The 294-nt window shown below is 33.3% G+C and carries 1 protein-coding gene; it reads right to left on the bottom strand.

The window, feature by feature from the left end; all coding sequences use genetic code 11:
- The coding region (locus ABOA88_RS24110; protein WP_440128008.1) for a hypothetical protein at positions 1-294 on the bottom strand (294 nt) is incomplete at both ends.

Raw genomic sequence — 294 nt, 5'->3', positions numbered from 1 at the left:
GGTTCTCCAAGTACTAATGAATTTTTAGTCGAATCAATAATATAAGTATTATAGTTACATGAATCGCATTCAATCATGAAAACTTTACCTTTGATAGTTGCATAAATTGGTTCAAAGTTTCCATCGGCAACAGCTGGATAGTTATGTTCACCTGCTGTAGTTAATGCACTGATTTTAGCGTCAACACTTTCAATTACTTCTTTAGTTGGATACTGAGGTGTTGCAGATGTTTTTTCAACACCTGTGTTTTTAATTAATTCCCAAATACCAAAGTACCATTCTAAAGCACCTGTA

Origin of the sequence: Pseudomonas sp. PKS (assembly GCF_051913525.1) — a bacterium.
GTDB classification, from domain to species: Bacteria; Pseudomonadota; Gammaproteobacteria; order Pseudomonadales; family Pseudomonadaceae; genus Aquipseudomonas; species Aquipseudomonas guariconensis_D.
The sequence above is the reverse complement of the archived record's forward strand: the minus strand, read 5'-3'. Positions and strand labels throughout refer to the sequence as shown.